Annotated in this window: 19 protein-coding genes and 1 tRNA gene; 10 read left to right on the forward strand and 10 right to left on the reverse strand. The window is 70.0% G+C overall.

Features of this window, described 5'->3' with window-relative positions:
- Window positions 1-36 precede the first annotated feature (36 nt).
- From EDF20_RS00070 to EDF20_RS00110, 9 genes are all read left to right on the forward strand, one after another.
- Window positions 37-1,224: a prephenate dehydrogenase gene (locus tag EDF20_RS00070; protein WP_123545331.1), complete on the forward strand. Its 1,188-nt coding sequence runs from the start codon at window positions 37-39 to the stop codon at window positions 1,222-1,224.
- A 149-nt stretch (window positions 1,225-1,373) separates the two neighbouring features.
- A complete protein-coding gene (gene cmk / locus EDF20_RS00075) occupies window positions 1,374-2,051 on the forward strand; it encodes a (d)CMP kinase (protein WP_133738040.1) in 678 nt (225 codons plus the stop codon).
- An 8-nt stretch (window positions 2,052-2,059) separates the two neighbouring features.
- Complete coding sequence (der, locus tag EDF20_RS00080; protein WP_123545333.1) at window positions 2,060-3,568, forward strand: ribosome biogenesis GTPase Der; 1,509 nt, start codon at window positions 2,060-2,062, stop codon at window positions 3,566-3,568.
- A 143-nt stretch (window positions 3,569-3,711) separates the two neighbouring features.
- Window positions 3,712-4,026 (forward strand): hypothetical protein, encoded by a 315-nt coding sequence (locus tag EDF20_RS00085; protein ID WP_123545335.1) that lies wholly within the window; start codon window positions 3,712-3,714, stop codon window positions 4,024-4,026.
- Window positions 4,023-5,816 (forward strand): hypothetical protein, encoded by a 1,794-nt coding sequence (locus EDF20_RS00090; RefSeq protein WP_133737340.1) that lies wholly within the window; start codon window positions 4,023-4,025, stop codon window positions 5,814-5,816. The genes EDF20_RS00085 and EDF20_RS00090 overlap by 4 nt, the downstream gene beginning before the upstream one ends.
- Window positions 5,813-6,343 carry a hypothetical protein gene (locus EDF20_RS00095; RefSeq protein WP_123545339.1) on the forward strand — a complete coding sequence of 177 codons (531 nt, stop codon included), beginning with the start codon at window positions 5,813-5,815 and terminating at the stop codon, window positions 6,341-6,343. The genes EDF20_RS00090 and EDF20_RS00095 overlap by 4 nt, the downstream gene beginning before the upstream one ends.
- 76 nt (window positions 6,344-6,419) lie before the next feature.
- Window positions 6,420-6,986: a hypothetical protein gene (locus tag EDF20_RS00100; RefSeq protein ID WP_133737341.1), complete on the forward strand. Its 567-nt coding sequence runs from the start codon at window positions 6,420-6,422 to the stop codon at window positions 6,984-6,986.
- A gap of 122 nt (window positions 6,987-7,108) precedes the next feature.
- Window positions 7,109-7,552, forward strand: coding sequence for a MarR family transcriptional regulator (locus tag EDF20_RS00105; protein WP_133737342.1), 444 nt, complete (start codon window positions 7,109-7,111; stop codon window positions 7,550-7,552).
- Window positions 7,553-7,663: 111 nt separating this feature from the next.
- Entirely contained in the window at window positions 7,664-9,172 is a 1,509-nt protein-coding gene (locus EDF20_RS00110) for an MATE family efflux transporter (protein WP_133737343.1), read from the forward strand.
- Window positions 9,173-9,407: 235 nt separating this feature from the next.
- Here the strand turns inward: EDF20_RS00110 and EDF20_RS00115 are convergent, their stop codons facing one another.
- From EDF20_RS00115 to EDF20_RS00150, 8 genes are all read right to left on the reverse strand, one after another.
- On the reverse strand, window positions 9,408-10,535 hold the full coding sequence (locus EDF20_RS00115; protein WP_243833389.1) for a Wadjet anti-phage system protein JetD domain-containing protein: 1,128 nt from the start codon (window positions 10,533-10,535) through the stop codon (window positions 9,408-9,410).
- Window positions 10,536-10,549: 14 nt separating this feature from the next.
- Complete coding sequence (locus EDF20_RS00120; RefSeq protein ID WP_133737345.1) at window positions 10,550-13,927, reverse strand: SbcC/MukB-like Walker B domain-containing protein; 3,378 nt, start codon at window positions 13,925-13,927, stop codon at window positions 10,550-10,552.
- Window positions 13,924-14,568: a DUF4194 domain-containing protein gene (locus tag EDF20_RS00125; protein ID WP_133737346.1), complete on the reverse strand. Its 645-nt coding sequence runs from the start codon at window positions 14,566-14,568 to the stop codon at window positions 13,924-13,926. The genes EDF20_RS00120 and EDF20_RS00125 overlap by 4 nt, the downstream gene beginning before the upstream one ends.
- Window positions 14,565-16,049 (reverse strand): DUF3375 domain-containing protein, encoded by a 1,485-nt coding sequence (locus tag EDF20_RS00130; RefSeq protein WP_133737347.1) that lies wholly within the window; start codon window positions 16,047-16,049, stop codon window positions 14,565-14,567. Before EDF20_RS00130 ends, EDF20_RS00125 begins: the two co-directional genes overlap by 4 nt.
- A gap of 169 nt (window positions 16,050-16,218) precedes the next feature.
- On the reverse strand, window positions 16,219-17,088 hold the full coding sequence (locus tag EDF20_RS00135) for an ABC transporter permease (RefSeq protein ID WP_243833305.1): 870 nt from the start codon (window positions 17,086-17,088) through the stop codon (window positions 16,219-16,221).
- Complete coding sequence (locus EDF20_RS00140) at window positions 17,085-18,152, reverse strand: aliphatic sulfonate ABC transporter substrate-binding protein (RefSeq protein WP_133737348.1); 1,068 nt, start codon at window positions 18,150-18,152, stop codon at window positions 17,085-17,087. The genes EDF20_RS00135 and EDF20_RS00140 overlap by 4 nt, the downstream gene beginning before the upstream one ends.
- Window positions 18,153-18,210: 58 nt before the next feature.
- The gene (locus EDF20_RS00145) at window positions 18,211-19,098 is read right to left on the reverse strand and encodes an ABC transporter ATP-binding protein (RefSeq protein WP_133737349.1); all 888 of its coding nucleotides are present in this window, start codon (window positions 19,096-19,098) and stop codon (window positions 18,211-18,213) included.
- A 66-nt stretch (window positions 19,099-19,164) separates the two neighbouring features.
- Window positions 19,165-20,094, reverse strand: coding sequence for an HNH endonuclease (locus tag EDF20_RS00150; protein WP_133737350.1), 930 nt, complete (start codon window positions 20,092-20,094; stop codon window positions 19,165-19,167).
- A gap of 150 nt (window positions 20,095-20,244) precedes the next feature.
- On the opposite strand from EDF20_RS00150, the gene EDF20_RS00155 reads away from it, so the two are divergent.
- A tRNA-Pro gene (locus tag EDF20_RS00155) sits at window positions 20,245-20,321 on the forward strand.
- A gap of 487 nt (window positions 20,322-20,808) precedes the next feature.
- Here EDF20_RS00155 and EDF20_RS00165 read toward each other — a convergent pair.
- Together EDF20_RS00165 and EDF20_RS00170 are read right to left on the reverse strand one after the other, a co-directional pair.
- A complete protein-coding gene (locus EDF20_RS00165) occupies window positions 20,809-21,762 on the reverse strand; it encodes a PfkB family carbohydrate kinase (RefSeq protein ID WP_133737351.1) in 954 nt (317 codons plus the stop codon).
- Window positions 21,759-23,618 (reverse strand): hypothetical protein, encoded by a 1,860-nt coding sequence (locus EDF20_RS00170; RefSeq protein ID WP_133737352.1) that lies wholly within the window; start codon window positions 23,616-23,618, stop codon window positions 21,759-21,761. The genes EDF20_RS00165 and EDF20_RS00170 overlap by 4 nt, the downstream gene beginning before the upstream one ends.
- Between the last annotated feature and the right edge of the window lie 7 nt (window positions 23,619-23,625).

The following is a 23,625-nucleotide window of genomic DNA, read 5'->3' on the forward strand; positions in this document are numbered from 1 at the left end:
CGACGGGGGACGTGGTCCCCGCGGGGGCGGGCGTTCGTGACCGACCCGACCCGCGCCTCCTCGACGGACCTCAGCGTCGCTGACGCGAGCACGGGATCGGCACGACCCGGTGCGACCGTCGACGACCTCGTCGGCGGCACGCGCCGTCTCGACGGCCAGGTGCGGATCGTGGGCTCGGGCCTGCTCGGCACGAGCATCGGGCTGCGGCTGCGCGAGCACGGGGTCGACGTGATCCTCGACGACGCCTCGCCTGCGGCCCGTAGCCTCGCCGTCGACTACGGCGCGGGTCGCGTCGCCGCCGAGGGAGACGCCCCCGTGCTCGTCGTCGTCGCCGTGCCGCCCGACGTCACGGCCGAGATCGTCCACCGCGAGCTCGACGCTTACCCGGAGGCGCTGGTCACCGACGTCGCCTCGGTCAAGGTCGCGCCGCTCGACGAGCTCCGTGCCCGCGGCGCCGACGTCTCGCGCTACATCGGCTCCCACCCCATGGCCGGTCGCGAGCGTGGCGGGGCCATCTCGGCCCGCGCCGACCTCTTCGCCGGCCGCCCGTGGGTCATCGCCGGCCACGACGACATCAGCTACCGCCGCGCCGCGGCCGTCGAGGACCTCGCCCTCGACCTCGGCGCCACCCCGATCGAGATGACGCCGGAGGAGCACGACGCGGGCGTCGCCCTCGTCAGCCACGTGCCGCAGGTCGTGTCGAGCCTCATGGCGACCCGCCTGCGCGACGCGACCGACGCCTCCCTGGGGCTCGCCGGCGGGGGAGTGCGCGACGTCACGCGCATCGCCGCCAGCGACCCGGCCCTGTGGGTGCAGATCCTCGGCGCCAACGCGTCCCGCGTCGTGGAGGTGCTGCGCGAGCTGCGCGACGACCTCGACGGCGTGATCGCGGCGCTCGCCGACCCCTCGGCCCCGGGCGCTCGCCGCACGGTCGCCGAGGCCATCGGCGCCGGCAACACCGGCGTCGCACGTCTGCCCGGCAAGCACGGGCAGTCGACACGGTTCAGCTCGGTCGTCGTCATCGTCGACGACGCCCCGGGCCAGATCGCCCGCCTGCTCGCCGACATCGGCGACATCGGCGTCAACCTGGAAGACCTGCGGCTGGAGCACTCGCCCGGCGCGCAGGTGGGACTCGCGGAGGTCAGCATCGTGCCCGAACAAGAAGAACGACTCGTCGCCGAGCTCGAGGGGCGCGGCTGGACCGTGTCCGGGGCGTTCGCATGAGCGCCGCACGCGACGAGGCGACCGGCTCGGCCGACTCGGCCGACTCGGGCGTCGAGGTCGACGTCGAGCGCACCCCCGGCGAGCACGGCGTGGGCGGCCCCGCCGGCGAGGCGCACACCGCCGAGCTGCGCGAGCGGACCGCGGAGGCGGTGCACCGGCACGTCGTCGTGGCCGTCGACGGGCCGGCCGGCAGCGGCAAGTCCAGCGTGAGCCGCGCCTCCGCCGTGGCCCTCGGCTACGACTACCAGGACACCGGCGCGGCCTACCGTGCCTTCGCCCTGCACGCGCTCGACAGCGGCGTCGACCTCGACGACCCGGACGCGGTGATCGGGGCGCTGCCCTCGTTCGCGTACGCGATCGAGATCGACCCGGCCCGCGCCTCCTCGGTGACCGTGGGAGGAACGGACGTCACGGACGAGATCCGCACGCCCCGCGTGACCGGCGCCGTGAGCCACGTAGCGAAGCTGCCGGAGGTGCGGCGCTTCATGGTCGACCTGTTCCGCCGCATCATCGCCTCGACCGACCGGCCCGGCATCGTGACCGAGGGCCGCGACATCACCACGGTCGTCGCGCCGGACGCCCAGGTGCGCATCCTGTTGACGGCGACCGAAGAGGCTAGGATGGCCAGGCGTTCCGCCGAGGTCACCGGGCAGTCCGCCGAGGAGACCGCTCGGCAGCTGTCGACCCGCGACCGGCTGGACAGCAAGGTCGTCGATTTCATGACCGCCGCCGAGGGCGTGTCGACCGTCGACTCCACCCATCTCGACTTCGACCAGACGGTGCAGGCCGTGGTCGAGCTCGTGCGAGCGAGCACCCCCACACGCTAGGAGCCTCCATGGCAGACGACGACAAGTACCCCGAGCTCGACGACCAGATGGTCGGCCGCATCCAGGCGATGCCCGACGAAGATGCGGAGCAGCGCGCCCGCGCCCTCCGCGCCGGTCTGTCCGACTACGAGCTGGACGACGAAGACGTCGACGTCCTCGAGGGCGGCGAGTGGGACCCCGACGCCCTCACCTACGCCCCGGCCCTGCCGGTGCTCGCCATCGTCGGCCGCCCCAACGTCGGCAAGAGCGCCATGGTCAACCGCATCCTCGGCCGCCGCGAGGCCGTCGTCGAGGACAAGCCGGGCGTCACCCGCGACCGCGTCTCGTACAAGGCCGAGTGGGGCGGACGCCGCTTCACCCTCGTCGACACAGGCGGGTGGGAGCCCGACGCGATCGGCATCGACAAGTCCGTCGCGATGCAGGCCGAGATCGCCGTCGACCTGGCCGACGCCGTCCTGTTCGTCGTCGACGTCAACGTCGGGGCCACGTCCACCGACGAGCACGTCGTCCGCATGCTGCGCGCCTCGCACAAGCCGGTCATCCTGGTCGCCAACAAGAGCGACGACGCCCGGAAGGACCTGGAGGCGGCCTCGCTCTGGACCCTCGGCCTCGGCGAGCCGTTCCCCGCGTCGGCCCTGCACGGCCGCAACGTCGCCGACCTGCTCGACATGATCATGACGAAGTTGCCCGCGGTCTCGACGGTCGCGAAGGAGGAGATCGGCGGACCCCGCCGCGTCGCCATCCTCGGCCGCCCGAACGTCGGCAAGAGCTCGCTGCTGAACAAGGCCGCGGGCGAGGAGCGCGTCGTCGTCAACGAGCTGGCCGGCACCACCCGCGACCCGGTCGACGAGCAGGTCGAGATCGCCGGGCGCATCTGGACCTTCGTCGACACCGCCGGCATCCGCAAGCGCGTGCACCTGCAGCAGGGCGCGGACTTCTACGCGTCGCTCCGCACCTCGGCCGCGCTCGAGAAGGCCGAGGTCGCCGTCGTCGTCATCGATGTCACCGAGCCCATCTCGACGCAGGACCTGCGCATCATCGACCTGGTGCTCGAGTCGGGCCGCGCGCTCGTGCTCGCCTTCAACAAGTGGGACCTGCTCGACGACGACCGTCGTCGGTACCTGGAGCGCGAGATCGAGCAGGACCTCGACCACGTGTCGTGGGCGCCGCGCGTGAACATCTCGGCCCGCACCGGTCGTCACCTCGAGAAGCTCGTGCCGGCCCTCGAGCTCGCGCTCGAGTCGTGGGACACCCGCATCCCCACGGGCAAGTTCAACGCCCTGCTGGCGGAGCTCGTGGCCGAGCACCCGCACCCGCTGCGCTCCGGCAAGCAGCCGCGCATCCTGTTCGGCACGCAGGCGGCCAACCGCCCGCCGACCTTCGTGCTCTTCACGACCGGGTTCCTCGACCCGCAGTACCGCCGCTTCATCACGCGTCGCCTGCGCGAGATCTTCGGCTTCGAGGGCACCCCGATCACGGTGAACATGCGCGTGCGCGAGAAGCGCAAGCGCCCGTAGCTCGTCTCTTCCCCGCCCCCTGTGGGCAGAACGCCCGGTTGTGGATCCGTCCACGGCCGGGCGTTCGCATTGCTAGTGTGATGGCCTCGCGTACGAAATTGACATATCGTCGGCGCGACCACCTCACCGACGGAAGGCGATGCATGAGTGCGACGATCGACGTGGACCTCGAGGCGCTGGAAGGGATGACCGCGACAGCGCGGACGGCCCGGGACGGGCTGTCTTTCTCGCACGTGCTGACCGGCGACTGCTCTGCGGCCCTGGGCAACCGGGGCGTGGCCGGGGTGCTGGGCGAGGTGACGGTGCACCTCGCGCGACGCGTCGACCTGACGCTCGAGCTGCTCGAGCGGCTCACCGCGACGGCCACGGCCTTCGCGGCCGGGGTCCGAGAGGTCGACGCGCAGCTCGCGGCGCAGGCGGACGCCGGCTCCGGGGCTTCGTCCGAGGTCGACCGATGAGCGTCGACGAGGTCGACCCCGGCAAGGGCGACCCTGCCGGGATCGCCCGCCTCGCCCGGGTGCGGCGCGAGAAGCACGACGACCTGGGGCTCGGCCGGCACCGCCTGGAGTCCTGTCTGCGCTGGGCGGCGACGGAGTGGCGGGCCGAGGCAGGCTCGGCCTTCTGCGACTCGGGCGAGCTGCTCGTCGCGGAGTTCGCGGCGCTGATGGACGCCGTCGAGCTACACGGCGTGGTGCTCGAGGCGTACGGGCTCGAGGTCGGCGACATCGCCTTGGTGCAGCGACTGCTCGAGCGTCGCCGGGTCGAGGTCGCGACGGCGCTGCGCCGCACGTCCGACTCGCTCCTCGTGCTCGAGGCGGAGGAGGCGGCGTCGCCACTCTCCGGATCCGATCTGCGCGACGTCGAGAGGCAGGCCCTCCGCCGCGGCGAGCAGGCCGACCATGACGAGCTGGCCGGGGTCGGGCGGCGGTGGGCCGAGCTGGTCGAGCGTCGCGACGCGGCGGACAGCGCCTGCATCGAGGGCCTGTACGCCGCGGCTGCGGGCGACTTCCTGGCTGCCGCGGTCGAGGTCCGCGAGTCGACGACGCCGGAGGAGGCGCTGCGCCGACTGGACGGTCTCTCCGTCGTCGAGCTCGCGCTCCTCTTCGGCGAGAACGCGCTCCTCGCCGTGCTCATCGCGCAGGCGTCGCCGGAGGCGGTGCGCGAGTGGTGGGACTCGCTCGCGCGGGTGCGTCCCCTCCAGGGAGACGGCCTGTCGGCGGCGCAGCAGGCGCTGGTGCTCGCGGTCCCGTGGCTGATCGGCAACCTGGACGGCGTACCGCCGCTCGTGCGCATCAAGGCGAATGCGGTCACGGCAGCGGGACAGGTCGCCGAGAACCAGCACGTGATCGACGACATCGCGCGACACCCCCTGCATGATCCTCAGGCACGGGAGCTGATCGCGGAGCTCGAACGGGAGAACGCGTACCTGCGCGATGCGGCGGCCGTTCCGCCGAGGGTGCAGCTCTACACGTACGACCGGGCCAGAGACCGGATCGTGGAGATGCTCGGGGAGTGGCCTGGCGTGGGTGTGCCTGAGCGCGTGTACACGTACGTGCCGGGCACGTCCGCGCAGATGAAGGACTTCTGGAAGACCGGGGCCGGTCTGCAGGACTTCACCCGCCGGCTGATGCAGGACGACGGGATGGACAGCGTCGCCTTCGTCTACAAGGACGGCCGGTTCCCCGGCGGAGGCGACCAGGTGTTCCCGGCCGAGGGGAAGGGCCTCGTCGCAGCCCTCGCTCAGGCGAACTCCTCACCGTTCGCTCGGGAGGCGGGGGAACGACTCGCCGCGTTCCGCGCCGGGCTCGACGCCGGGGGCTCCGCTCCCGGCTCGCCTCCTCCTCGGACGATCGGCATCGGACACAGCTGGGGCACATCCAACATCGTCGCCTCAGAAGTGGCAGGAGCCCACTGGGACCACGTGGTCTCGCTCGCGGGCGCCGGAGCCGTGCCGGAGTGGTCGGGCTCCCCGGATACCGAGTACGACTCGTTCCGGTACGACGACGCCCTCGGCGTCGTGCAGGCGACCGGAATCGTCTACCGGCACCGGAATCCGCAGTACCTCTCCGAGTTCGAGCAGCACGAGTACGAGAGCGACGCGGACCGCGCGATGGGATGGGACTCGCCGGCGTGGCTGAGAGCAGCCGCGTTGCTGACGAACCACGCGTTGATCGCCACGGACTCGAGGCAGAACGACCAGGTGATCCGGGACGTTCTCAAGGAACTGCGAGAGGTGGACCCACGATGAGGGCTGATCGGGCCGCACGGGCGGCGACACTCGCCGTCGTCGCGGTCACGAGCCTGGGAGGGTGCAGCACGGTAGGCCTCTCGAACAGCACGAGCGCCACGCCGGTGGTCTCGCAGCAGACCCTGGCCGAGATCAAGCCCGTCGTGAAGGGGATCGAGCAGGAGGTCGCGGCCTTCGTGCCCCTCGACCTCGTCGCGGGCGAGGTCTACTCAGCTGGGGGATCGATCTCCGACTGCGCCCCCGGAGCGGTGAGCTGGGGCAGCCACACAGCGGTGCCGGTGAGCAGGCCTCCGGATCTCGATGAGCTGACGGCAGAGCTGCGGGCACGCTGGTCGCGCGCGGGCGACTTCGAGGTCGATCTGACGGAGGGCTCCACCCAGGAGCCGCGGCTCATCCTGCGGAGCCCTGTCCTGGGCGACTACTACGTGGAGATGATCGAGGAGTCCCTGCAGGTGGCCTCGTTCTCGACGTGCTTCGCCTACGACGAGGAGCGGGACGGCTACGCCTGGGAGATATTCGCGGAGTGACGGGCCGACCCTCCGGATGCGGCACGATGGGGTGGTGCGGACGGTGCGAGGCGGGGTGGTCGGGCCCAGGGACGGTGTGGACGCGACCAGCGCCCTCAGCGACTCCGCCGACCGGCTGTGGAGGCGCCTCCGGCTGGACAGGATCGCCGGAGGGCGTCAGGCCGAGCACGTCATCCATGAGGACATGCGGGAGCACCCGCGGACCGTCCGGGCGTTCATGGGCATCCGGTGGCTGCTGCTCGGCGAGACCGTCGTCGGGCTGACCGCGATCTTCATCGCTGCTGTGCTGTGGAGCCGGGGCGAGCACGTGCCGTGGGCCGTGTGGTTCCGCTCGACCGTCGTGCTCTTCATCACGGCGTCGCTCTACGTCTTCGCCTGGCGGGCTCAGCTCGGCTATTGGTGGGCGTACTCGCGGCTGAGGCTCTTCAGCCGGATCTTCCCGATCGTGACGCTGATCGTCGCGACGATCCCCGGGCTCTACCCCGGCTGGATGGTCGTCGAGCAGATCGTGTTCTCGCTGCTGATGATCGGCATCGGCGACCTGCTGACGACGGACCACATGCGGGCGGCGTTCCCGCGACCGGCGGCGTCGGCAGCGTCTGCAGCGTCTGGGTCGCCGTCCGCCGACGATCACCGCTCCTGACCAGGCGAGTTCATGGGCTGCGGGCGGTCGTGACGGCCCGTGTGCGACGAACTCGCCCGTCGGTTCGCCCGACGGAGCGTCGCGCGTTGACAGTTAGATAGCTAACAGTTAGAGTCCTGAACATGGATGAACCCGAGGGCATGCGGACCACCCCGCTCGGACTCGTGCGCTGGATCGCCTGGGCCCAGCGCAAGGGCGGCGAGGACTGGGTGCGCAGCCGCGACCTCACTCCCGAGCAGGCGTTCGTGCTCGGGTACCTCGTCCAGACCCCCGGGGTCATCCAGCGCGACATCGCCGAGATGACGCGGACGAGCCCGGCGAGCGTGTCGAGCCTCGTCCAGGGCCTGGAGCGCCGCCTCCTCGTCGAGAGACGCAGCGAGGACGGCGACGAACGCCGTAAGCGCGTCTACGCCACCGCCGCGGGGGCCGAGCTCGTCTCGGGCTTCACCGAGGCGATGGCCGAGGTCGACGACGCCATCCTCGCGCCGCTCGACGACGACGAGCAGGCCCAGCTGCTCGCCCTGCTCACCACGATCACCGCGCAGCTGGCTCCGCCGCGCCGGTAACCGGCGGCGGGGCGCCCTGAGCGGCGCCGCGCCTCCTCCCGTCCGTTCCATCCCCTCGCCGTGCCGGCGTACGTCGGCGCGCGCTCCAGCCTGCCCCGGAGAGGAGCAGCCATGGACTCCGTCGAGCCCTCGTCCACCACCACCACCACCGGCACCGCCGACACCAACGCCGTCGGCACCGCCGACAGCGCCGTCATCGACCGGCCCTCCGCACCGGAGAGAGGCACCGACCGTTGGTACCTCTCGGCCGCGCCCGTCCTCCGGGCCCTCGTGCACCTCTGCGTGCCGATGGCTGCCGCGCTGATCGTCGGCGCGCTCTACAACGTCGTCAACGCCGGGTTCATCGGCTCGCAGCGCGACACCGCGATGCTCGCCGCCGTCACCTTCGGCACCCCGCTGCTCGGCCTCGTCATGGCCGTTGGCGGCGTGTTCGGCGTCGGTGGCGGCGCGCTGATCTCGCGGCTGCTCGGCGCCTCGGAGACGAACCCGTCGAAGGCGGGCGAGATCAAGCACGTCTCCGCGTTCGCGCTCTGGGGCGCGGTCGGGACGGGGGCGGTGCTGGGAGCCGTGGGGCTCCTCCTGCTGCCCCAGCTCGTCGCCGTACTCGGCGCCGACGAGGCCGCCCGAGCCGAGACGACGAGCTACGTCGCCGTCATGCTCGCCTTCGTGCCGGTGCTCGCGGGCGCGTTCTGCCTTGAGCAGATCGTCCGCGCCGGGGGAGCGGCCCGCCAGACGATGATCGGCCTGATCGTCTCGACGGTCGCCAACGTGCTGCTCGACGTCGTGTTCATCCTCGTGCTGCACTGGGGCGTGGCCGGCGCCGCGCTCGGGACGGGGCTCGCGAACGCCGTCGCCGTCGCGTACTTCGCGGTGTGGCTGAGCCGGCACGGCGAGCATGTCAGCCTGGCTCCGCGCTGGGTCACGCTGGCGCGTCGCGTCACCGGGCCGGTGTTCTCGGTCGGGGCGAGCGAGCTGCTGCAGGCGTCGTTCCTGATCGTGACGTCGCTCGTGCTGAACCGCCTGGCCGCGGCGTACGGCGACGGGGCGCTCGCCGCCATGGGCGTCGCGGTGCGCATCGCCCAGGTGCCGGAGTTCCTCGTGATGGGGATCACCCTCGGCGTGCTGCCGCTGCTCGCGTACTCGTTCGGCAAGGGCGACGGGGCTCGTCTGCGGGCCGCGCTCCGCACCTCCGTCGTGGCGGTCGCGCTGGTGATCGGGGTGTTCGCCGGGGTGGTGTTCGTGTTCCGCGAGGCCGTGTTCGGGGCGTTCTCGGCCGACCCGTCGGTGCTGGCGATCGGCGTGACGATCCTCACGGCGCAGCTCGTCGCCGCGGTCGCGAACGGGTTCACCGGGCTGCTGACGTCGCTGTTCCAGGCGACGGGGCGCGCCGTGCCGGCGATCGTGCTGTCGATGGGGCAGGGAGTGCTGTTCATCCCGATCGTGCTCGTCGGCAACGCGGTGTTCGGGCTGGCGGGGATCGTCTGGTCGCTCACGGTGAGCGAGGTGCTCGTGCTGGTCGCCGGGGTCGCGATGTGGCTCGTGGTGCGCGGGTCGATCACGCGCGGGGTCGCGGCGAACCACGTTCCGTTCACAGAACCACGAAGCAACGCGGTTCTTTGAGCGGAACCCGGTTCGTAGCGGCGGCGAACACACCGTCGAGTGAACGGAACACCGCCGAAGTGGGCAGTGCATGGTCCACTCGGCGGTGTTCCGGAAGAGGTACGGGCGTCTGCGTCAGCGACTCCTGCGCCTTGGTGCTCTCGCTCGGGGTGCATCGTCCGCTACGAGGTGCAGGAGGCGCGGCTCGGGGACGCCGGAGGGGTACAGCGGGCATCGAGACCCGTGCGGCCGTGGGTCAGGCCGACACCAGGGCGTCGACGGCGAAGCGCCAGTCGATCCGCTCCTGCTCGAGCCGGAGATCGCCGCCGTCGCGCAGTCGGTGCAGAGCCGTCGATTCCCCGGGCGTCAGCCGGGCGAGCACACCCCGGTGCGGGCTCGCCTCGTGCCCGATCAGGTCGGCGTGGGCGTCGAGGGTCGCCTCGTCCATCAAGACGGAGCGGACGTCGTCGCAGCCGCGTCGGATGGTGTCGAGGATCGCGAAGCCGTGGCTGTCGAGATCACCCCAGTACACGATCCGCGACGACTGGATCCACGGCACGGCTGCTAGACGATCCACGGCGTAGCCGCTGCCGTGCACGACGACCGCACCCGGCAGGTCGGGCATGGCCAGGACCGTCTCGAGGTTCTCGAACACGAAGACGGTCGTGGGCGCGGGCGCCCAGGCGGTGAGGGTCGCCGCGGGGACGGCGAGGTCTCCGATGCCGGCAGGGCGGAGGCGCGCATCGAGCACGCGCAGCCGGATCAGCGACGGACTCGACGCGAGGCCCAGGGTGCTCTCGCCCGTCACAGCCCCGACGAAGGCGAACACCAGACGGCGATGCGACTCGATCCACTTCGTGTGGATGCCGTGGATCGGCAGCTGTCGCAGGTAGAGGCCGGACGTCGGGTTCGCTGCCACCCAGTCGAGCACCCCCAGCAGGAGGTCGAAGTCGAGAGGTCCGAGGTCGAGCAGGCGAGGTGTCTCGGTGCGGATGGCGGACGCCAACGCCTCGTCGACTCCGCGTCCGCCCCAGCGCTCGCGGAGGACGTCGGAACGATGGCGCAGCAGCAGCCACTCGCCGGTGGTCCCGGCCGCTGCGGCGATCGCTTCCGTACCCTCGATCACACACCGGACCGGGACCTGCTGGGTCCCCACGCTCGCCCAGTTCCGTGTCTCCCAGAGCACCTCGGCGGCGAAGCCGGGATCCCGCCAGGAGCGGGCCCATGCGGGAGCATCGGGGCCCACCCGCAGCGCCGTCGCCTGCGTGGGTGGGTGGAGCGGCACATCGAGGCGCGGCGAACTCGTCGGGTCCGCCGCCCACGTCCGGGCCTCACGGGCGTACTTCGCCGCGGCGGCCGCACGAAGGTCGGCAGGCCCCAGCATCGACCGTGCGGCGCTCACGACGGCGCCTCGTCGAACGAGAGGGTCGCCGCGCGCGAGTCCTTGTGGTCCTCGCACGAGACGAGCGAGAGGCCGCCGACGTAGCGCTCGAGGGTCTGCAGCAGCTTCAAGGGAGTGGCGAGCACCATGTGGAACCCGAACTCGGCGAACACGTCCATGGCCATCCGGGTGAACTCGCTGTCCGCCTTGTCGAAGGCCTCGTCCAGCACGATGGTGCCGTACGGCGAGACGAGTTCGTCAGCGTCCGTCAGCTGGTACCGCAGCGCGGCGGCGAGGCAGAAGATGACGAGCTTCTGGCGCTGGCCACCCGAGAGGGCCGCACCGGAGTCGTGCCGGTTCATCTCGGCCCCGTCGGCGTCCTGTTCGACGCCGACGAAGGTGACGTGCTCGCGGGTGTCGAGGCACCGTTGCCGCCACGCACGGTCGGCATCGGTCCCGAGGCGCTCCATCACCCGCTGCAACAACGCGAAGCGCTTCTCGGCGCCGCGCGCGTCGTCCTCCTGCCAGGCCCCCGCCGAGATGGCCTGCAGGTCGGACATGAACTCCTTGACCTCGTCGGACCGGCGGTCGCGCACCTGGATCTGCAGGAACCGATCGGTGTCGAAGGGCGACCGCAGGAGCGAGGCGTTGACCGGGTCGATCCGCGCGACCACCGCCTGCCGCGCGGTCCTGATCTCGTTGAGCAGCTCGCCCGTCAGCTGTTGGCTCTGCTGACGGAGCAGGTCGAAGAACCGGCTCTCGTACCGCGGCAGCCCCGACGAGACGATCCGCTGGTGGATCGCGGCGTAGGCGTCCCGGTCGGTGACCGACTCGGTGACGTCCGCCACCAGCGAGGGCCAGAGGCGACGGAACTCCACGGCCAGGTGCTCGAAGGCGCGGGAGGCGCGGTGCAGGTCCTCGTCGGCAGCCCGACGATCGGTCGTGAGCTGCTTCTGCACGGCCAGTGCGCTCTCGAACACCTGGTCGCGCCCTCGCGACCGCGACCGGGCACGGAACTTCTCCTCGAGGGCGTCGGCCTCGGAGTCGCCGATCGTCCACTGCTGCTCGAGCGGAGCGAGTCTCGCGATGTGCGCCTCCAGCGTGGCGAGCGCGTCGTCGAGCCGATCGACGACGGCGGCCGTGGCGCGCAGGCGGGACGACGCGTCGCCCTCTCGTCCCGCGGCCTCGTCGGCGAGGCGCTGGGCCGCGGCCAGGTCGGCGTTGCCCTCCGTCAGCCGGTCGAGCTGGGCCGCCTCGGCGTCGGCCGCAGCGCGCGCGGCGTCGACGTCGAGCGCCGACCACGGGACCGCGTCCAACGCCGCCAGGGCGGCGATGCGCCGCTCGGCGGCCCGGCGTTCGACGGTGAGCCGCTCGAGCGCGGCGTTCGCGTGCTCGAGGGTCTCCTGTTGTGCTCGGCGGTCGGCAAGGAGGGCGTCGAGCTTGGCCGAGTTGTCGGAGCCCAGCATCCACTCGCGGCGATCGTCGAGCCCGTGGCGGTCGTCCTTCTCGAAGCGCCGCGGACCGTGCTTGACCTGGCCGGCGCGGGTGACGCCGCGCGCGGTCGCGCGGAGCTCGCGGGCATCGTCGACGCAGTCGTAGTCGAACCGCTCGGCCAGGCGACGGGCGAGCCATCCTGTCAGAGAGTCGTCGAGACCCGCCACCACGTGGACGCGGTTGACCAGAGAACGAGGGGATCTCACCGCCTGGGGCGGGTCGGACCCGGCGGGGATGCTCTCGTACACGAGACGCGTGCCGAGGTGCAGCCCGTCGACGACCGCGACGAAGTCGTCGATGTACTCGTCCCGCACGAGGAGGGTGGGCGCCAGGGGGCGGAGGACGCGCTCGATCGCGCCCGTCCACTCCGCGTGCCGGGGGGCCACGTCGAGGAGCTCGCCGGCGAAGCGGAACGTCTCCTCTGGCACCCCCATGGCCGACGCGATCGCTGTTCGCGCACGGATGAGAGGGTGGGCGATGTTGGAGCTCCGCCCGCGGACCCCGTCGATCGCGAGGTCGATCTCGCGGAGCCGCGCGCGGGCTGCCGCGCGGTCGTCGTGCAGAGCCACCTCCGTGTCACGCAGAGTCGACTGCCCCGCCGGGAGGGCGTCCGTGTCGCGCCGCGCCGTGGTCCGCAGCTGCTCGAACTCCTCGGCGGTCGTCGGCATCTCGACGCCGACGCCGGCGAGCAGGGCCGACTGCCCCCGCCGGAAGTCGGCCACGCGGTCGGCGGACGCTCGGGCGTGCGCGACGCGCTCGATCTGCGCGTCGAGGTCGGCGCCTCCTGCCTGACGGACACGGAGGCGGGCCGAGTCTGCCTCGTTCCGGGCTCGCTGCGCGGCGTCGTCGGCGGCCTGCAGGGCAGCGGCGGCACGGACCTGCTCGACCCGTACCCTCTCCCTCTCGCTGCGGTCGATCTCGAGGAGGCGTCGGTCACGGAAGTCGTCGAGGACCGTCAGCAGTGCGTCGGCCGCGCCCGCCGCCTCCTTCGCCGTCGTGTACTGCTCGGCCGGGAGGCTCAGCCGCCGGAGATGGTCGGCCTGGCGACGCGCCTCGACGACGAGACGGTGCGCCTCGGCGAGGGAGCCGAACTGATCGACGGCGGTGTCCGCGAGCGTGAACGTGCGGGGCGTCTCGAGCATGAAGCTGCGGAACAGGTTGTCGAGGCTGCCGAGGTTCTTGGCCGCCTGCGTCTTGTGCAGCAGCTGCAGCGCGTTCTCGGTGTCGCGTCCGTCGCCGATGCCCAGCAGCTTCGCGAATCGCGCGGCGAAGACGGAGTGCTGGTCGGTGACGGCGGCATCCGGCCAGGCCGCCTTGATCTTGCGGGTCTCGATCCCGTTGCGCGCGTGGTCCTCGAAGTCGAGCAGCTCGACGTCGCCGCGGACGATGACGTTCAACTGCTTGACGTCGGCGTTCGCGGTGCTCCCGCGGCGGACGTGGAACAGACGGAGGAGGTTGACGGCGGGTCGGCCGGGCCCTCCCTCGAAGCGGAGCAGCACGCCGCTCCACGTCGCCCCCGCCCGGAGGAACTGGCTGACGCCGTCGCCGGTCTCCTCGTCGGTGTGGCGGCTCCACGCGCCTCGGACGTAGCTGAGCACGCTCCTGTCCTCGGACCTGGCCGACACCTCCTGCGCCGCGGCGTTGAAGCGGAGCAGCTTCGGCGGGGTCATGACGGTGGAGATCGCATCGAGCAACGACGACTTGCCCGACCCGGAGTGGCCCGTGATCAGGTGGCCCTTGCGCGCGATGTCGAGGCTGTGCAGACCGGTGAAGGTGCCCCAGTTGACAACATCGAGGCGAGCCAGCCGCCACTGTGCCGGATGCGGGTCGTCGACGTCGAGCAGCAGGGTCGGTAGCGATGACGACGACGACGACGAGGAGGTGGTGGTGGCGCTGGTCACGATCCGCCCCTCTCGGCGATGCGGCGGTACTCGTCACGGACGGTGGTGATCTCGTCGGGACCGAACACCAGCCGGAGGACGGGGGAGATCTCGACCCGCTCCTCCGACTCGGCGTCGACGATGACACCGAACTTCTTCATGTTGCTCCACGAGGCGTTCAGCCTCTTCGTGAAGGCGGCGGGGTCGGCCGCCGCAGCGTCGCGGTAGGGCTCGAGCTGGTCGTCGACGTCTTCTCGGCCGATGATCACCCGTTCTGAACCGTCGCTGTTCAGCAGCAACTGACGCAACACCAGCAGCATCCCCGTGTCGAGGAAAGTCAGGGGCGCGCTGCGCACGGTCTTGGGGAACTCGTCCTCACCGTCGACCTGCACGTTCCGCACGAAGGCCACCTCGCCGGCGAGGTCGACGACGAGCTCGAGGAACAGCTCGTTCAGACGCGTGCGGATCGCGGTCTCGTCCCGCAGCAGCGCGGCCCAGAGCTGCGCATGCCGGCGGAACGACAGGTACGGGCCGCGGATGAGCTGCAACAAGGCACGCCGGGACGAGTCGGGGAGGGTGCCGAGGTCGTCGGCCCACAGCGCGTCGTTCCGGGGTGAGGTGTCGATGTCGGCCTGCGGCTCGACCGGTGTCTCGAAGCTCATGAGATCCTCTCGGTGAAGGTGATCAGGGGCACGGCGGCACGGAGGCGGCGTCCGTCGGCGGCATCAGCCGTCGACCACTGGACGACCTCGACCTCGGCTGCGCCGTCGGGTGCGGTTCGCCGCGTGCCGTGGCGCTCGGCCAGGAGCACGAGCCCGACCACGCTCGCCACGCCCTGCGTCGCCGGGTGGCGCTCGAGCACGGCGCCGACAGCGGAGGGGCCCAGAGCGTCGACGGTCTCGTCGACGTCCGCCCGCAGCTCGCCGAGGTCGATCTCGGTCGCCCGCGCGAGCAGGCGCAACGTGGCCAGGTCGACGACGGGACCGCCCGTGCGGTGCTCGACGACCGCCTCCGTCGTCTCGAGCGCTGCCGGATCGTGCAGGGCGAGGGCGCCGATCGACCGGAGGGCGACCGACGTCCGGGTCAGCTCGAGGCCGATGTCGGAGTACGGCTTGAGATCGTGCGAGATCTGCCCGGCCGCGGCGATCGACTCCCGGAGCAGCCGGCGGATGACCCGGTCACGCTGGTACTCCTGGCTCTGCACGAAGCGGCGGAGGCCCCGCGCGAACGAGGACATGACGCCGTGCACTTCGCCGCTGCGCTCCTGCAGGGTGCGGAGCAGTCCGCGGAGGAACCGGCGCTCTTCCTGGCTGAGCTCGGTCGCGAAGGCCCGGCCCAGGACGGCGTCGATGCTCTCCTGGAACGCGTCGGTGACCTCTGGGTCGAGCACCAACGAGTAGAACCCCGCGAAGCTGCGCCCGGCATCCGACTCTTGCAGGAGGTCGACGCCGCGGAAGATCTCGTCGAGCACGTGCGCCTGGACGTCGTCGTCCTCGACGATTCGCAGCCGCAGCTCTCTGTTCATCGACTCGAGGTCGGCGCGGACGCGCGAGAAGTCGTCGGGGAGCTCCCGCGCGAGCTCCACGATCTCCCTGGCACGCTCGCGCGCGTCGCGGGACGGCAGCACTGAGACGTCACCTCGGGTGACGCTCGCGATCTCGGCGTCGATCCGCGCACGCTCGGCGTGCAGCGACCGGAGGCGGCTCGGCGCATCGGGATCGGTGTCGCGCGCGAGGTCGGCGAGTCCGGAGGCGATCGTGGCGAGCCTAGACTGCGTCACGGTCGAGCGCGGCTCGACCAGCTGCCGGATGTAGCGGATGGCGGAGAACGCCGCGGGCGACAGCTCGAACGTCTCGGTGCGCGTCTCGTCCGTGGGCCGACGGATGAGGATGCCGGCGGCACGCCAGTCGCCGCAGTACGCCTGGCCGCTGCGCGGGAGGTCGAAGCCGTGGTCGCGCAGGTCGTCGAGGTCCGAGTCGACCAGCTCGAACAGGTCGACTGCGGCTAGCCGCCGCTGGTCGCCCCCGAGGTGGGCCTCGAGGACGGCGATCGCGACGGCGGCGTGGTCGCTGCGAAGGAGGCTCCAGGCCGCGTTGTCGGCCTGCAGGCGCGACAACGCGAGCGCGGTGCTGAGCGTGCTCATGCGGCGACTGATCCCACGTGGTCCCCCCTGGCCGGTCGTCGTCGATGGGTCCGCTGATGCTATCGGCCCGCGCCGACAGCCTCGCCGTGGCACCCGACTTCCGGACGAGGAACCTCGGCGCGACGAGGTGCCGTGTCCGCAACGAGGTGGCAGGGCGAGGAGGGGCGGGCTAGCGCCAGCGGCGGAGGAGCACGCGCTGGGCGGCGTTGAGGACGAAGTCGGTCAGCGTCCCGAGCAGCGCGAGCAGGATGATCGCGAGGAACATGCGGTCGACGCGTCCGTTGTACTGCGAGTCGGTGAGCAGGAAGCCGAGCCCCATCGACGACGCGATCAGCTCGGCCGCGACCAGGAACAGCCACGCCTGGGCGAGCGCGAGGCGCAGGCCCGAGACGAGCGACGGGATCACCGCAGGCAGCTGCACCGTCGTGAAGAGCGAGACGGGGCCGAGCCCGTACGCGCGGCCTGCCTCCACCAGCTGCGGGTCGACGTGACGCAGGCTGCCGGCCACGGTCGTGAAGACGGGGAAGGCGGCGCCGATCGCGATGAGGGTGATCTTCGAGTCCTCGCCGATGCCGAGGTAGAGGATCAGCAGCGGCACCCACGCCAGCGACGGCACAGCCCGCACCGCGGCGATCGACGGAGCGAGCAGCGCCTCGCCGACCCGCGAGAGGCCGACGACGGCTCCGAGCACGATGCCGATGCCGGCCCCGATCGCGAAGCCGATCAGCACGCGCTGCACCGAGATCGCGACGTACTGCCCGAGCAGCCCCGCCTGCGCCAGCTGCACGGCGGCCAGCCAGACGTCTGACGGCGAGGGGAGGTTGTTGCTCGGCACGTCGACGACCTCGGTCGCGAGCACCCACGCGAGCAGGACGGCCGCGGGCAGGATCGCCCCGAGCAGGGCCAGGCCGCGACGCGGACCGCGGGAGGTGGGGGTCGAGCCGGCCCGCGCCTCCTGCGATCCGCTGCGGCCGCGCTCGACGACTTGGCGGGCGTCCGCCTCCTTCTCGTTGCCGCTCAGCGGGTAGGTGTCGGTCACGAGGCGTCGGCGTCCTTGGCGAAGGTGTCGTCGAAGAGGGTGTCGAGGGCGTCGTCGACGGCGTCCTGCGAGGCGACATCGCCGGACTCGACGAGGATCGGGCCGACGGCCTCCAGCACGTCGACCTGTGCGGCTCCGGGGACGGGGTCGACGTCGAAGTGGGTGCGGTCGAGCACGGTGGTGGCGACGGCCGGGTCGATGCCGGCGACTCCGGAGAGGATGGTCGCGGTCTCGTCGGGGTTCTCCTCGGCCCAGGCGCGGGCCTTCTCGTACGAGTCGACGACGACCTGGGCGACGTCGGGCGACTCGGTCAGGAACGACTCCGTCGCGTTGAGGAACCCGTAGGTGTTGAAGTCGACGTTGCGGTACAGCAGCTTCGTGTCCGACTCGGCCTCGCTGGCGGCCATGATCGGGTCGAGCCCGGACCAGGCGTCGACGCTGCCGTTCTGGAGGGCGGCGCGGCCGTCAGCGTGCTGCAGGTTCTCGATGGTGACGTCGCTCGCGCTGAGGCCGGCCTCGTCGAGCGCCTGCAGCAGGAAGAAGTAGGGGTCGGTGCCCTTCGTCGCCGCGATCGTCTTGCCCTCGAGGTCCTCGACGTCGGCGATGTCGCTGTCGCCGGGGACGACGAGCGCCGACCACTCGGGCTGCGAGTAGATGTCGATCGTGTGGATGGGGGAGCCGTTCGAGCGGGCGAGCAGCGCGGCCGAGCCGGCGGTGGAGCCGACGTCGACGGCTCCGGCACGCAACAGCTCGTTGGCCTTGTTCGAGCCGGCGGACTGGGTCCAGGTGACGGTGACGTCGTCGCCGAGGGCGTCCTCGATGAAGCCCTGATCCTTGACGATCAGGCTGAGCGGGTTGTAGGTCGCGAAGTCGATGTCGAGGGTGTCGGTGCTCCACTCGCCGCCGGAGGCGCTCGCGTCGCCGCCCGCGGCCTCGGCGGGCTCGCCCTGGGCGTCCTCGCCGGCGACGCAGCCGGTGAGCGCGAGGGCTGCTGCTGCGCCGAGCGCGAGGGCGGCGAAGGAGGCGCGGCTGCGGCGGGCGGGGGAGGTGCGGGTGCTGGTCATGGTGTCGTCTCCGGTGCTGTGTCGGGGATGGCGTGGGGCTCGAGGTGAGCGGTGCGGGCTAGGGGCGTGCGGTGCTGCCGCTGGCCGCGGGGACGCGGTGGACGCCGAGGCCCTCGAGCAGCTCCTGGCGGAGGACGGCGAGCTCGGGGGCGTCGCGGTCTCGACGGCGGGCTCCGGGGACCGTGACGATGCGCTGGATGCTGGTGGCGCCTCCTGCGGTGTCGGCGTGCGTCGAGTCGGCGCTCGTCGGGTCGGGCTGGTCGGCCGGCTGCCGGCTGAGGTCGGCGAGCAGCACGACGCGGTCGGCGAGGTAGAGGGCCTCGTCGACGTCGTGGGTGACGAGGACGACCGTGGTGGGGAGGGCGTCGTGGACGTCGAGGAGCAGGTCCTGCATGCGGAGGCGGGTGAGGGCGTCGAGGGCGCCGAACGGCTCGTCGAGGAGGAGGACCGCGGGCTGGCGGGCGAGGGCCCGGGCGAGGCTGGCGCGCTGGGCCATGCCGCCGCTGACCTCGCGGGGGCGGCGGGCTCCGGCGGGCCTGAGGTGGACGAGGTCGAGCAGCTCGGTGAGGCGAGCGTCGCGCTCGGGCTTCGTGAGCTTGGGGGAGCTGCCGCCCTTGCTCGGCTTCGGGAGGCCGAGGGCGACGTTGTCGCGGAGGGTGCGCCACGGGAGGAGGCGCGGCTCCTGGAAGGCGACGGCACACCGTTGGTCAGCGTGGCGGGCAGGCTCGGCGCCGATCCGCACGGTGCCGGTGTCGGGCTGGTCGAGTCCGCCGAGCTGGCGGAGCAGCGTCGACTTGCCGCACCCGCTCGGCCCGAGCACGGCGACGATCTCGCCGGCGGCCACGTCGAGGTCCACCCCGTGCAGCACTGGCCGGTCGAACCGCCGGCCCACCCCCCGCAGGGTCAACGGCAGAGCGCGGGAGGCGGTCGTCGAGGAGGCGGGCATGTCCCGACGGTAGGGCGGGGTGGCAGGTGCTGTCGCGTGAGGTGTAACGGGGCGCAACAGTGGTGGTCAGACCCAGGCGGCGCGGGCGGCCTTCGCCGCAGGTGACGAGTTGTACTGGCGAAGCGCTCGCTTGGACGGTGCAGCGCGGAGGTGGGTCAGGTCGTCGCGGGTCACGCGAAGCGATTCTTTGGACACGCCGGGAGCGTAGGTGATGCCCGAGCCGTCGGTCTCGATGACGAGCAAGAAGGCGTCGAAGGCCGTGTGGTGGTTGAGGCAGAGGGGCAGCCCGTTCTGGGCGTGATCCGCGCCGCCGATGCTCTTGGGGATGAGGTGCGCGCCCTGGATGAGCCGTGGCACGTCGATGTCGCACAGGGCGCACTGGCTGCCGTAGCGGATGAGCACGTCGGTCTTGAAGCGGCGCTGCTGGTTGCGCTGCTGGACGAGGCGGAGAGTCTGCTTCGGCAGCCCGCCGAAGAGCTCGATGTCGTCCTCGGTCTCGGGTAGTTGCTCGGCGGCGGCGAGAGGGAGGACGGCGTCGACGAGGGTGATGAAGAAGGCCTCAGCGTCGTCGTCGTAAGTGTCCACGTAGCCGAGCCGCACGTCTTTCAAGGCCGCCTTGTAGGCGTTGTTGACCAGGACGAAGAGGGGAAGGCCGAGGGACTGCGCGCGCTTGACGGACTCGATCTCGTTCCTGTCGAACGCGGGGGGCCTGTTCGTGGATGGGTAGTGGTACTCGAGGCGGTCACCCACGATCGAGTCGGCGTACGTCTTGCCCGTGTTCAAGAGCGTGAGGGCTACCCGGCCGGGCGCATCTCGAGCCCAGTCAGCCTGTCCATCGAAGAAGATGCCCGCCTGACCGCGGTAGAGGCCGAGAGCGCGGACGGCGTCGGGGGCCAGGCCGCTCGCGTCACCCTCGGCAGACAGGCGGGACCACAGGTCGAGACGGCGCGCGTGCTCGCCCGTCGTCCAGTCGATGATCCCCACGAAGAAGATCATGACTCATGTATGCCAGATCTCAACCGATATTCGTGCCCCCAGCTCAGGGGCGCCTCGGCGTGCGCAAACAGGGCCTCAGGATCGGCTATGCTGTTCGAGTTGCCTCGGTCGGGGCAACACCAAGAGGTTCACTCTCCGGAGCGAATTTCTCGGGCTGTGGCGCAGCTTGGTAGCGCACTTGACTGGGGGTCAAGGGGTCGCAGGTTCAAATCCTGTCAGCCCGACCAAATGGCTCGGAAACTCAAGGGTTCTCGGGATTCTTTGGTCAAAGAGATTCATGTGTCACCACGCCGTCGTCACTTTCACTCGTCCTGAGCCGCCGATCCACCGCTGTCGTCCGAAGCGCTCGGGTCGATCTCGGTCAGTCCGGATCGACGTGCGCACCTGCTGGACATGAGCATCCACGGCGGGCACCCAACCTCTGCTCCTGCCGACGAGTGGGGTCTGGACCCTCTTATGGACGTCCGCGAGCTGGCGGCCTACCAGGGCACAACGATCTCCACGGTTGACTATTGGGGGTGCACGTCAAAGGCCCCCGCCTACAGGTTCGGGAAGCACCGGGAGTTCGTGATCTCCGACGTGCGTGCCTGTATCGCCCGACTCGACTGCCATTCCTGCTTTGGGGATTTCAACGAGGACAGTCGCGGTCATTGCCCACGCATGCGATCTGGCCAGGGGTGATACAAGCGTGGCACGGGGCCGCGTTCAAAGGGATTATGCAACCTGCGTTTCGCGAAGAACGCGAGGACAGCCGAACGCCTCGAAACCCCGTTGGATCGGTCGCAAAGCGTCCGGGAACACTCCCTTCCAGGTGCAGGCTCGAGCACCCAAGACTTGACCAGCGGCGACAGCACGCTCTAGATCAAACTTGTCTTTTCCCGCGGGGGGGTCGAACAGGGCGTTTATTAGCCCGGCTGAGGTCCAGTCTCCTGCCCCGGCGGTGTCGACTAGGCCTTCGACTTGCGTTGCCTCTACATGCAGCCAGGAATCGGAACCGGCCGCTTTTAGGCGAGCCCCACTAGGTCCAAGGGTTTCAACGATGCTCGCGCTGGAAGACTCAAGTTGATTGTAAAATGACGGAGCGCGCTCTGCGCTAAACTTCACCAGATCTGCAATATGAAGTGCTCGCTCGAATAAGTGCGGACGTCCAAGGGCGGCGGGTTCGAAGACTATATAGGTGCCTAGCTTGGCCCAGGTAGCTGCTAGGGCGAGCGTGAATAGACTGACTCGGTCGAAGAAAAAGACGTCTGGGGCCTCGGTGTTATGGGCTAGCGCATTCGCAGTCGCTTCGTTCGCCGGGCGGTGTTTCGCGAACTTCGCACCACACACGGGGCAGCTGAATCTCCACTCATGGTCGCCCCGAGATTCTTCTTGTACGACTACCGGGGTAGTCCACGCCTGATTTAAATGGAGGGAGCTTACGTCGACGCCGTCGTGCGCCAGCTCTTCCTTGAGGAACCTGCCAGCGGGATCGTTTCCGACGGTTCCCGCCACGCGCGTACTCCAGCCGTGTGTTTGCAGCGCTCGCGCGACATTTGTTGCTGTACCGCCCGGCGAGGCGCTGACCGACCCGTCGATCATGACATCTACCGTGATGAATCCGCTGCTCACGAACGTCCTCGGTCGCCCAGGGGCAGCGTTCCTGTCGTTGCCGGGTTCGGAAGTCATCGCAGGTCAAGTTTACGGTTCTTCACTGTGAGGTGAAGGCGGCCTCGACGCGGTTGGAGCGCATCGAGCACGACGACGAGAGCTTGAGGGCCTCGGACGTCCGCGTCGGTGACCGGCCAGCAGCGGGAGGGATCGGGGGAACATTCGTCGACGGTGATACTCAGCGTTGATGCCGAAAGCAGCCCGTAGTCGTTTCCGCCGAGGCCGCCCCTGTCTCCTATCGCAAGGGCGTTCCCCCATTCCTTCTCGGCGATGGCAAAGACGTGTTCTTTTCCCGAGTTCGCATCGATTACGTCGACGCTATGTGCGCTGGAAGCGACCCGAAGGTGTTTCTCCATACCTCCTGTCAGGGAAGACACCAGAGCAAAAACAGCATTCACGCTCATGCTGGAGTCAACGCTGTTAATTGCCAGCTGTGTTCCGCTCGAGCGGATGGTGATAAGGGACGTGTCGACGAATGGACGGAGCCTTTCCCGAAGACGCGAGGTCCATTCTGAAGCTAGAATTGCCGGTTCGAGCAGCGGTTGGGATAGTTCTTGGATCCACGCGCCGTTGTGCAGGCCCAGGCGTATGCGGCTCCAGTGTTTCTCTGGAACCCACGTGCGCAGGCCTTCGTAGAGACTGTCCCCGCGTCCGGTTGCGAAGACGATCGGGAGGTCCAATTCGAGCACACGGAGAATGGCTGTCTGCACGGCCGGTGTCGGCGGATCCCACCGGTCCGGGGTCGCCACGCACGTGCCGTCGTAGTCGACGACGAGAACGTCGATCGGCGTCTTTCGGACACGCGTCAGCCAGGTGTTGTATGCAGATGTGTAGATGTCCACGGCGGACGAGTTTTCGCTCGAGAATCCGGCAGCCTTCGCTTTCCTAAGGCCCGGGTTATCGACGGTCGAGGGGAACATGCGTTTAAAAGGCAGGTGGTAGAGCTCCCGGCCCCAAGGGGCGACTTTGGGTTTGCTCGGCTCGAGGTGGTCGTCTGGGGTCGTGAGCAGTGGGAGTTGCATAACGGCGGAGAGCAGATGAAGGCTGCCTATTACCCCGTCGAACCTCGTCTCGATCACGCGGATGTCCACCGAGTCGGGTAGGGCAGCCAAAGTACGTCGAGCGATCTGCGCAGTCTCCGGCGAGATTAGAGCGATGACCGTGGTGCTGCCCTCGTTGCGTCGTAAGCCCACGTGGCGCCCGTGGGCGAGGTTGCGCCAGTCGGCGAGCTGAACGTCCGCGAGGCCCAGTTCGTGCATGCGAACTTCAATGTCGCGAGCCGCGGGGAAGCCGGCGTGACCGTGGAGTACGACGAGGCGCCTCCGAAGAGGAGCGTTGTCCGACGGCGACAAGTAGGGCAGCTCTTTAGGCAGCGTTTGCGGGAAGTATGTCGCTGCGGCCGCCACGGCCATTGTCAGCACGCTTTGGGTGGCGAGGAACCCATCTTTGCCTGTGTCTGAAGGGAGGGTGATGACTGTGACTTGGGCATTTGCTAGAGGTCCGAAAAGGTCAGCGCGGTCACGCTGCGTAAAAAGAACTATCGGAATGCCGTGAGCGAGGGCGGTAGTGGCTGCGAACGCTGTGTCTGGATGGCGTGCTTGAGCGGAGAATAAGACGACGACCCCGCGGTCGATAGACGCGGCTGTCTCAACAAAACGCAGCGGTGTCAAAGCAGTCGCTGCACGACCTGTGGCGATGCGGTGGAAATCTGCTGCGAGTTCTGCAACAACAATCGTTCCGCCGCTGCCGATGGCATATAGATCTCGTCCGGTCACTGCTGTGCGAGCGCGGTCCAGCTGCCTGCCGTCGAGCGTTCTCAGTGCTGTCGCATAGGTCGCGGGTAACGCTGCTATTTCATCGGAGTAGGGGGCCATTGCCTGA

The sequence above is a fragment of the Frigoribacterium sp. PhB116 genome (assembly GCF_004364285.1).
GTDB lineage: Bacteria > Actinomycetota > Actinomycetes > Actinomycetales > Microbacteriaceae > Frigoribacterium.

What these genes read in the sequence shown, in the direction of transcription:
- EDF20_RS00115 (WP_243833389.1), bottom strand. Translation starts at nt 10,535, where the DNA reads ATGCTGGGGCCTGCCGACCTTCGTGCGGCCGCCGCGGCGAAGTACGCC.
- EDF20_RS00145 (WP_133737349.1), bottom strand. Translation starts at nt 19,098, where the DNA reads ATGCCCGCCTCCTCGACGACCGCCTCCCGCGCTCTGCCGTTGACCCTG.
- EDF20_RS00125 (WP_133737346.1), bottom strand. Translation starts at nt 14,568, where the DNA reads ATGAGCTTCGAGACACCGGTCGAGCCGCAGGCCGACATCGACACCTCA.
- EDF20_RS00095 (WP_123545339.1), top strand. Translation starts at nt 5,813, where the DNA reads ATGAGGGCTGATCGGGCCGCACGGGCGGCGACACTCGCCGTCGTCGCG.
- EDF20_RS00110 (WP_133737343.1), top strand. Translation starts at nt 7,664, where the DNA reads ATGGACTCCGTCGAGCCCTCGTCCACCACCACCACCACCGGCACCGCC.
- EDF20_RS00165 (WP_133737351.1), bottom strand. Translation starts at nt 21,762, where the DNA reads ATGACTTCCGAACCCGGCAACGACAGGAACGCTGCCCCTGGGCGACCG.
- EDF20_RS00090 (WP_133737340.1), top strand. Translation starts at nt 4,023, where the DNA reads ATGAGCGTCGACGAGGTCGACCCCGGCAAGGGCGACCCTGCCGGGATC.
- der (WP_123545333.1), top strand. Translation starts at nt 2,060, where the DNA reads ATGGCAGACGACGACAAGTACCCCGAGCTCGACGACCAGATGGTCGGC.
- EDF20_RS00140 (WP_133737348.1), bottom strand. Translation starts at nt 18,152, where the DNA reads ATGACCAGCACCCGCACCTCCCCCGCCCGCCGCAGCCGCGCCTCCTTC.
- EDF20_RS00170 (WP_133737352.1), bottom strand. Translation starts at nt 23,618, where the DNA reads ATGGCCCCCTACTCCGATGAAATAGCAGCGTTACCCGCGACCTATGCG.
- EDF20_RS00085 (WP_123545335.1), top strand. Translation starts at nt 3,712, where the DNA reads ATGAGTGCGACGATCGACGTGGACCTCGAGGCGCTGGAAGGGATGACC.
- EDF20_RS00150 (WP_133737350.1), bottom strand. Translation starts at nt 20,094, where the DNA reads ATGATCTTCTTCGTGGGGATCATCGACTGGACGACGGGCGAGCACGCG.
- EDF20_RS00105 (WP_133737342.1), top strand. Translation starts at nt 7,109, where the DNA reads ATGGATGAACCCGAGGGCATGCGGACCACCCCGCTCGGACTCGTGCGC.
- EDF20_RS00130 (WP_133737347.1), bottom strand. Translation starts at nt 16,049, where the DNA reads ATGAGCACGCTCAGCACCGCGCTCGCGTTGTCGCGCCTGCAGGCCGAC.